This is a genomic window from Synechococcus sp. R5-12 (assembly GCF_047502655.1).
In the GTDB taxonomy this organism is placed as follows: Bacteria; Cyanobacteriota; Cyanobacteriia; order Thermostichales; family Thermostichaceae; genus Thermostichus.
In genome coordinates this window covers 1-6320 of record NZ_JANSIM010000113.1, presented here as the reverse complement: position 1 = coordinate 6320, position 6320 = coordinate 1, and the positions used below count along the sequence as shown (strand labels likewise).

Genomic DNA, 6320 nt, shown 5'->3' with positions numbered 1-6320 from the left:
TTCCTGAACCATGTTCAGGAGAGTTCAGCGTGAATGTATCAGCAGGATGATCCACAATGATTGAGGAAACCTTACGCCGGAGGTTTGTTATGGCCCGTACCCCCTCAACCATGCTGCCTTTGGGCACCCCAGCCCCTGACTTCAGCCTGCCGGATGTGGTGAGCGGCCAAACCATCTCCCTCTCCACCTTTGCCGACAAGCCGGCCCTGCTGGTGATGTTCATCTGCCAGCACTGTCCCTATGTGAAGCACGTGCAAGAGGAGCTGGCCCGCCTTGGCAGAGATTACAAGGATCGCGGCGTCGGCATTGTAGCCATCAGCGCCAACGATGTGGAGAAATACCCGGATGACAGCCCAGAAAACTTGAAGAAGATGGCCGAGACCTTGGGCTTTACCTTCCCCTTCTGCTACGACGAAACCCAAGAGGTGGCCAAAGCCTTCACCGCCGCCTGCACCCCCGACTTTTTCTTGTTCGACGCGGATCGCAAGTTGGTCTATCGGGGTCAACTGGACGACAGCCGTCCCAGCCTGACCGATGTGCCGGTGACGGGCAAAGATTTGCGGGCGGCGCTGGATAACCTTCTGGCCGGCAAGCCCATCGATCCCGACCAAAAGCCCAGCCTGGGCTGCAACATCAAGTGGAAACCTGGCAATGAGCCTGCTTATTTCGCTGGGTAGATCCCGCTTTTTTGAATCGCGGCCAGGGCCTGTCGATGCAAGCTGGGGTTGGCTGCCGCCAACACTTCTCCCGTGGAGGTGCGGGTTAAGGGATCCCCTCGCCAATCGGTAATCACGCCACCGGATCCCTCAATCACCGGCACAAGGGCAGCAAAATCGTAGAGGGCAAGGCCACACTCCATCACCAGATCCACACAGCCGCTGGCCAGCAGGCCGTACTGGTAGCCATCGCCCCCATAGGAGGTAATGTGAACTGCTTGGCTGAGCCCCTGGAAGCACCGTTGTTGGTCGGGTTGGGCGAACAAATCGGGGGTGGTACAGCTCAAGTAGGCGCGGCTGAGGTCGGTGTTGGCCTTGGCTCGGACGGCTTGCCGGTGGGAGGGGGTTATCCATTGAGTGGGCTGTCCCCGCACCCCCAGCCAGCGTTCCCGCAACACCGGTTGATCGATGATGCCCAAAATGGGGCAGTCTTCTTCCAAGAGGGCAATCAGAGTAGCAAAGGTGGGCTTGCCGGTGGAAAAGGCGATGGTGCCATCCAAGGGATCCAGAACCCAGGTATAGAGGGATCCCGTCTGGTGAAAACCAAACTCTTCGCCAAGGATGTTGTGTTCTGGCACTTGGGCCATGAGCAAAGCTCGCATGGCCCGCTCTGCCTCCCGGTCGGCCACCGTCACAATTGGGGAGCGGGCCTCTTTGTATTCGGCTTGCAGTTCTCCGCGAAACAGGGGGCGAATCACCGCTCCGGCAGCATCGGCCAGGGCCTGGGCCAGTTCAATCCACTCTGCCTTGACCACCTTTTGCCCACCCTATTTGCGCGTCTCCCCTCTTAGCATAGAGTAAGGGTTTCTCCCCGGTTATGCGGTCTGGCCTGCTCTTAACTCCTCTGGAATGGCTCTGGACGGCGATTGGGGTAATCCTGACCATTTTGGGCACCCTAACCCATTTGAGTTTTCCGCCCGGGCTGCCTGGGTTGGGGGGATACAGCTTTTCGCTGCAAATTGGGGGCGTGTTGCTGACGGCTTGTTTGGCGGGGCCGGTGGCGGCGGTGTGCGCCCAGATCGTCTACCTAGGGTTGGGGCTGGCAGGGCTACAGGTGTTTGCCCAAGGGGGAGGGTGGCAGTACCTATACCAGCCTGCCTTTGGCTACTTGCTGGGGTTTCTGCCAGGAGCCTGGGCCTGCGGGACAATTGCTTTTCCGCAACGGGATCCCTACCCTTCTCCCCCGGCCCACCAACGCGCTGCCGATGCCAAGCGGTGGGCAGAAGGGATCCCTGACTCCCCGGTGGGCCTCCAAGAGCTGGGATCCGGCAGCTTGGTGGCTTTGGCCTTGGTTCACCTGACCGGGATTCTCTACCTTTTGGCCACACAACCCTGGAATGGGGAGTTGCTGAGGTTGATAGGGCTTTACTCCGGCTATACTCTGCCGGGACAGCTCATCGTGGCCAGCTTTGTTGCGGTGATAGCGTTGCTGTTGCGGCGCTTGCTGCTGCTCTGAAGCAAGGGAATCAACTCTGCGCAAAGGCCCATGCAGATTTGGGTCGTGGCGCATCTTTTCTCAAGCTGCAGAGGCAGAAAGTAACTTAGAAAAGTAACTTAGAGCTGTGCCGCTCAAGCGGTGGTACAGATTCTGGTCAAGTCTTGCCAGGATGGATGGGTTTGCGTGAGGAACTGCGGGATGCAACGGACTGCTCTCACCCTTTTGGCCACCGGCCTTTTGGCCACTGGGCTGGCTGCTTGTGGAGATGGCGGCAGCTCAGGGGGCTCGATCCTGCCCCCACCCCAAGGCCCAACGGTTTCGTTTATCAATGCGCCCACCTCGGTGCGGGTGGGCACCTCCACGCCGGCCTTCACGGTGCAGGTGAGTGTGCCCGGCGGTGCTCGTCCAACGCAGTTCCTCGAGCTGGAAACTTTCAACCCCAGCGGCGTGCGCGTGCAAAGGGAATTCCTCAGCCCACAGCAGGCCGGCTGTAACCCTGGGGCCACCTTTTGTAGCTTCAGTACCGATTTCCGCGTTGCCCTCGGGGATCCCATCGGCGTTTGGCAGTTCCGGATTACCGCGTTTGACCAACAGAATCGCTCCGGATCCCAGACACTGCTGATTACAGCCTTCCAGTAGGCAAGCAGAGTTGCCGGTTTTGGGGTGAGGCCACTCACTCTAGAGGGGAATGCCCACCAGCGGGCCGAAGTCCGAACAAGGACTGAATCTTGCTCACCGCTGCGGCTTTCTTCCTGCTTCCACAACCCCTAACCAGCAGCAGGTTGCGTCGCCGCACCGCCGGAGGGATCTCTACAGGCGTCAATTTCCCCAGGGCTAGCGTTCCGCGCCGCCGGTGCGACCGGCAGAGTTCCACAAAAATAGGGCCGGAGGCATGCCCCCTCAAGCTATGAGCCGGTTATCACTTGGGTTCGCAAGCTGCCCAAGGCGGGATCCCCTACTCCAGGTCTCGACGGTTGGGGTTGCGGGAGGGGTCGTTGCTCAAAAAACCAAACACAAAAAGCCCCACAAAAAAGATGACAACCGCGTAAACAGAGATTTTCAGTAACAGCATAGTTTCAGCAACCCGTTTCCGACTGAGTGAACTGATGAAGCGATAAGGCAATCGTAAAACAAGGGTGAACCACCCCAGAGAGGGGATCCCGTCAAACCTGAGACCCCGCAAAACTTCTTCACAACATCATACCTCTCAGAGGGCCTTTTTCCCGCAAATGGCCCCAGTCTCCCCCCGAGAGATCCTTTCATCCCATCCTCAGAAAAGGCTGCAAAGCCCGGCATGTCGGGGATCCCCGGCAAGAGCAGAGATTGTTAAGAAATATTTTGGGCTGGAAACAAAGATTGCCGCTCCTCAGCGGCAGCAACGCTCGCGGGCGACTGGGACATAGGAAGATAGGATTTGTGGCTTTGCCGGGTCTTGCCGGACGTGTGTTGGATTTGCCCATGCCTTTTGATCGGTTAGGTGACTTAGAGGCTCTGGATGGGCGGTCGGGAGCTCAGCCGCAAACTGCGTCGGGGATCTATCGGCCCCAGGAGTTGCTGCTTTCCGATGGGATCCCGGCTTTTCTGCACCACTGGCCCCAGGGATCCCCTTGTGGAAGGGTGTTGCTTTTGCACGGCAAAGGGGATCACGGCGGCGGGTTTTGCCCTTTGGCCGGCGAGTTGGCTGCTCAAGGGTGGGAGGTTTTGGCTCCCGACATGCGGGGATTTGGTCGCTCCGGCGGGATCCGCTGCTGGATCGACCGTTTCAGCCAATATCAAGCCGATCTGGAGAGGATCACGCAGCAGATTTGGCCGCAGAAAGGGATCCCGCAGATCTGGTGTGGGTATAGCGCGGGGGCCAACTGGGTTACGGAATATGCCCTTGCCCATCCCGGCCAGGTGCAGGGCCTGATCCTCATCTCTCCCGCTTTTCGCATCGACCACTATTTCACCCCTTTGACCCACGCCCTTCTGCAAGTTTTGGACAGGGTTGCTCCCCAGCTGGCCTTAACTGGCCTCTACGAGCCGGCGCGGGTGACTTCCCTACCCGAGCAGCAAGCCGCCTTTGCGGCGGATCCCCACATGTGTGGTGTAACGCGGGCCAGATTCACAGCCGAACTGGTGCGCAGTGGACAGCGCTGCCTCGACCAAGCCCATCGGCTCCGCCTGCCGGTTTTGCTGCTTTACACCTCTGCCGATATCGTCGTCAATCCTGCCGGAGCTGTGGATTTTGCCCGTCGGCTGCCCCAGGGAGAAATCCACGATTTTCCCCAGTCCCGCCACGATCTTTTACACGACTGCCAAGCCGAAGCGGTAAAAGAGACCCTTCGCCGCTGGCTGGCTCGGCATTTTCCCTCTGCCCCGGATGTCGCCCCTCGCCCAACGACCAACTCAGCCCCTACCGACCTCATGGCAAAATAGAAACGCCCTCTTTCCCCCTGCTCTCATGAGCCAAGACCTGATCTACCGTCCCCGTCGGCTGCGGCGCACAGAGGCCTTCCGCCAGATGGTGCAGGAAACCCACCTGCGGGTGCAGGATCTGATCTATCCCCTGTTTGTCATGGAGGGGGAGAACCAGCGGCAGGAAGTGGAGTCGATGCCCGGCTGCTACCGCTACACCCTAGACCTGCTGCTAAAGGAGGTGGAAGAAGCCGCTCAACTGGGGATCCCGGCGGTGGCCCTGTTCCCGGTGGTGCCGGAAGAGAAAAAGGATCCCACCGGGCAGGAGTGCTTCAACCCAGAGGGCTTGATCCAGCGGGCGGTGCGGCGGATTAAACAGGAAATTCCCGAGATTTTGGTGGTAACCGATGTGGCTTTGGATCCTTACAACAGCGACGGCCACGACGGCATTGTGCGGGATGGGGTGATCCTCAACGACGAGACGGTGGAAGTTTTGGTCAAGCAAGCCCTCTCCCAAGCAGAGGCGGGAACCGACATTGTGGCCCCCTCGGACATGATGGACGGTCGCGTCGGCGCCATTCGGGAGGCCCTGGACGACCAAGGCTATACCGATGTGGCGATCCTGGCCTATTCTGCCAAATATGCCTCTGCCTTCTACGGCCCCTTCCGCGATGCCCTGGGATCCGCGCCCAAATCCGGAGACAAAAAAACCTACCAAATGGATCCCGCCAATGCTCGGGAAGCCATCAAAGAGGTGGAGCTGGACGAGGCCGAGGGGGCGGACATGGTGATGGTGAAGCCGGCCCTGGCCTACCTGGACATCATCTACCGAGTTAAGGAATCGACGGATCTGCCCGTGGCTGCCTACAACGTCAGCGGCGAGTACGCCATGATCAAAGCCGCCGAACAAAAAGGCTGGATCGACGGCAAAAAAGTGATGATGGAATCGCTGCTGGCCATGAAGCGGGCCGGTGCCGATATCATCCTCACCTACTTTGCCAAAGAGGTGGCCTTGCTTCTCAAACAAGCCTAGGCAGAGGCAGCCTACGGCCTGGCAGACGGCTGGGTGGACTGCCCGATCCAGGAAGGGTGGGTGTTCTTCTCGTCGTCCGCCACCCAGGTACTGGGATCCACCAAACGCACCTGAATTTGATTGCGTGGCACCCGATTCAGCCGTTCCTTGATCAGGGCCTCCTGCTGCAAGGGATCCATACCTCGATCCACCCCCTCCTGCAGCCGAGAAATCCGAGTGGACAAGACCTCGATATGCCGCTCCAGAACCTGGAGCCGGTGGTGCTGAGCCAACTGCACCGGCAAGAGGCGATACAAACCACTGAGGGCAGCCGCCGTAAACAAGACATTCACCCCGATGTGACAGGCCATCTCCCAGACTGGAGGCTCGTGGCCAGGTTCTTGCCGTCCGCGCCGGCGGGAGCGCTGGACAGGGATCGTCCGCCGACCGGAAATTGGGAGAGAGGAGGGAAACCCTGCCCGAACCAGGGATCCCTGCCCTTGGGAGCGATGCACTCGTGGAGCAACAGAGATGTCCAGCCGCGGCCCAGCAACCTGCTCTGCACGCATAGACACGTGGCGAGCCGGGGTACGGGAAGAAGACTTGGGTGTCACGGGTGAAGGGAAGAAAATAGGGGGACGATGAACCACCTCTGCTGCCAAGAAGCGCAGCTAGGGCCTATTGAAGCCGATTTTTCCAGGTGTGTCAGCTTACTAGCGCAGGAGCCCCGCACTGTACCCGTAGGGTCAGTGTCGGG

The 6320-nt window shown here is 59.5% G+C and carries 8 protein-coding genes; 5 read left to right on the top strand and 3 right to left on the bottom strand.

Annotation, left to right across the window (positions count from 1 at the left end):
* The first annotated feature begins 89 nt into the window (after positions 1 to 89).
* The gene (locus NW843_RS07030; RefSeq protein WP_041437584.1) at positions 90 to 677 is read left to right on the top strand and encodes a thioredoxin family protein; all 588 of its coding nucleotides are present in this window, start codon (positions 90 to 92) and stop codon (positions 675 to 677) included.
* Here NW843_RS07030 and NW843_RS07025 read toward each other — a convergent pair.
* Positions 662 to 1471, bottom strand: a complete 810-nt coding sequence (locus NW843_RS07025) for an inositol monophosphatase family protein (RefSeq protein WP_414522503.1) — start codon at positions 1469 to 1471, stop codon at positions 662 to 664. The genes NW843_RS07030 and NW843_RS07025 overlap by 16 nt on opposite strands.
* Positions 1472 to 1533: 62 nt before the next feature.
* Here NW843_RS07025 and NW843_RS07020 point away from each other — a divergent pair, with 62 nt between their 5' ends.
* Positions 1534 to 2172 carry a biotin transporter BioY gene (locus tag NW843_RS07020; protein ID WP_414522502.1) on the top strand — a complete coding sequence of 213 codons (639 nt, stop codon included), beginning with the start codon at positions 1534 to 1536 and terminating at the stop codon, positions 2170 to 2172.
* 180 nt (positions 2173 to 2352) lie between these two features.
* The gene (locus NW843_RS07015) at positions 2353 to 2793 is read left to right on the top strand and encodes a hypothetical protein (RefSeq protein ID WP_414522501.1); all 441 of its coding nucleotides are present in this window, start codon (positions 2353 to 2355) and stop codon (positions 2791 to 2793) included.
* A gap of 316 nt (positions 2794 to 3109) precedes the next feature.
* On the opposite strand, the gene NW843_RS07010 is transcribed toward NW843_RS07015, so the two are convergent.
* The gene (locus tag NW843_RS07010; RefSeq protein WP_011434021.1) at positions 3110 to 3226 is read right to left on the bottom strand and encodes a photosystem II reaction center protein I; all 117 of its coding nucleotides are present in this window, start codon (positions 3224 to 3226) and stop codon (positions 3110 to 3112) included.
* A 386-nt stretch (positions 3227 to 3612) separates the two neighbouring features.
* Here NW843_RS07010 and NW843_RS07005 point away from each other — a divergent pair, with 386 nt between their 5' ends.
* Together NW843_RS07005 and hemB are read left to right on the top strand one after the other, a co-directional pair.
* Complete coding sequence (locus tag NW843_RS07005; RefSeq protein ID WP_414522500.1) at positions 3613 to 4572, top strand: lysophospholipase; 960 nt, start codon at positions 3613 to 3615, stop codon at positions 4570 to 4572.
* A 25-nt stretch (positions 4573 to 4597) separates the two neighbouring features.
* Positions 4598 to 5584, top strand: coding sequence for a porphobilinogen synthase (gene hemB, locus NW843_RS07000; protein ID WP_414389687.1), 987 nt, complete (start codon positions 4598 to 4600; stop codon positions 5582 to 5584).
* Between the two features lie 11 nt (positions 5585 to 5595).
* On the opposite strand, the gene NW843_RS06995 is transcribed toward hemB, so the two are convergent.
* Positions 5596 to 6132: a hypothetical protein gene (locus NW843_RS06995; protein ID WP_414522504.1), complete on the bottom strand. Its 537-nt coding sequence runs from the start codon at positions 6130 to 6132 to the stop codon at positions 5596 to 5598.
* Positions 6133 to 6320 lie beyond the last annotated feature (188 nt).

Bases quoted from the DNA above. Each gene is read 5' to 3' on its own strand.
- NW843_RS07020 (WP_414522502.1), top strand. From the start codon at position 1,534: ATGCGGTCTGGCCTGCTCTTAACTCCTCTGGAATGGCTCTGGACGGCG.
- hemB (WP_414389687.1), top strand. From the start codon at position 4,598: ATGAGCCAAGACCTGATCTACCGTCCCCGTCGGCTGCGGCGCACAGAG.
- NW843_RS07030 (WP_041437584.1), top strand. From the start codon at position 90: ATGGCCCGTACCCCCTCAACCATGCTGCCTTTGGGCACCCCAGCCCCT.
- NW843_RS07010 (WP_011434021.1), bottom strand. From the start codon at position 3,226: ATGCTGTTACTGAAAATCTCTGTTTACGCGGTTGTCATCTTTTTTGTG.
- NW843_RS07015 (WP_414522501.1), top strand. From the start codon at position 2,353: ATGCAACGGACTGCTCTCACCCTTTTGGCCACCGGCCTTTTGGCCACT.
- NW843_RS06995 (WP_414522504.1), bottom strand. From the start codon at position 6,132: ATGCGTGCAGAGCAGGTTGCTGGGCCGCGGCTGGACATCTCTGTTGCT.
- NW843_RS07005 (WP_414522500.1), top strand. From the start codon at position 3,613: ATGCCTTTTGATCGGTTAGGTGACTTAGAGGCTCTGGATGGGCGGTCG.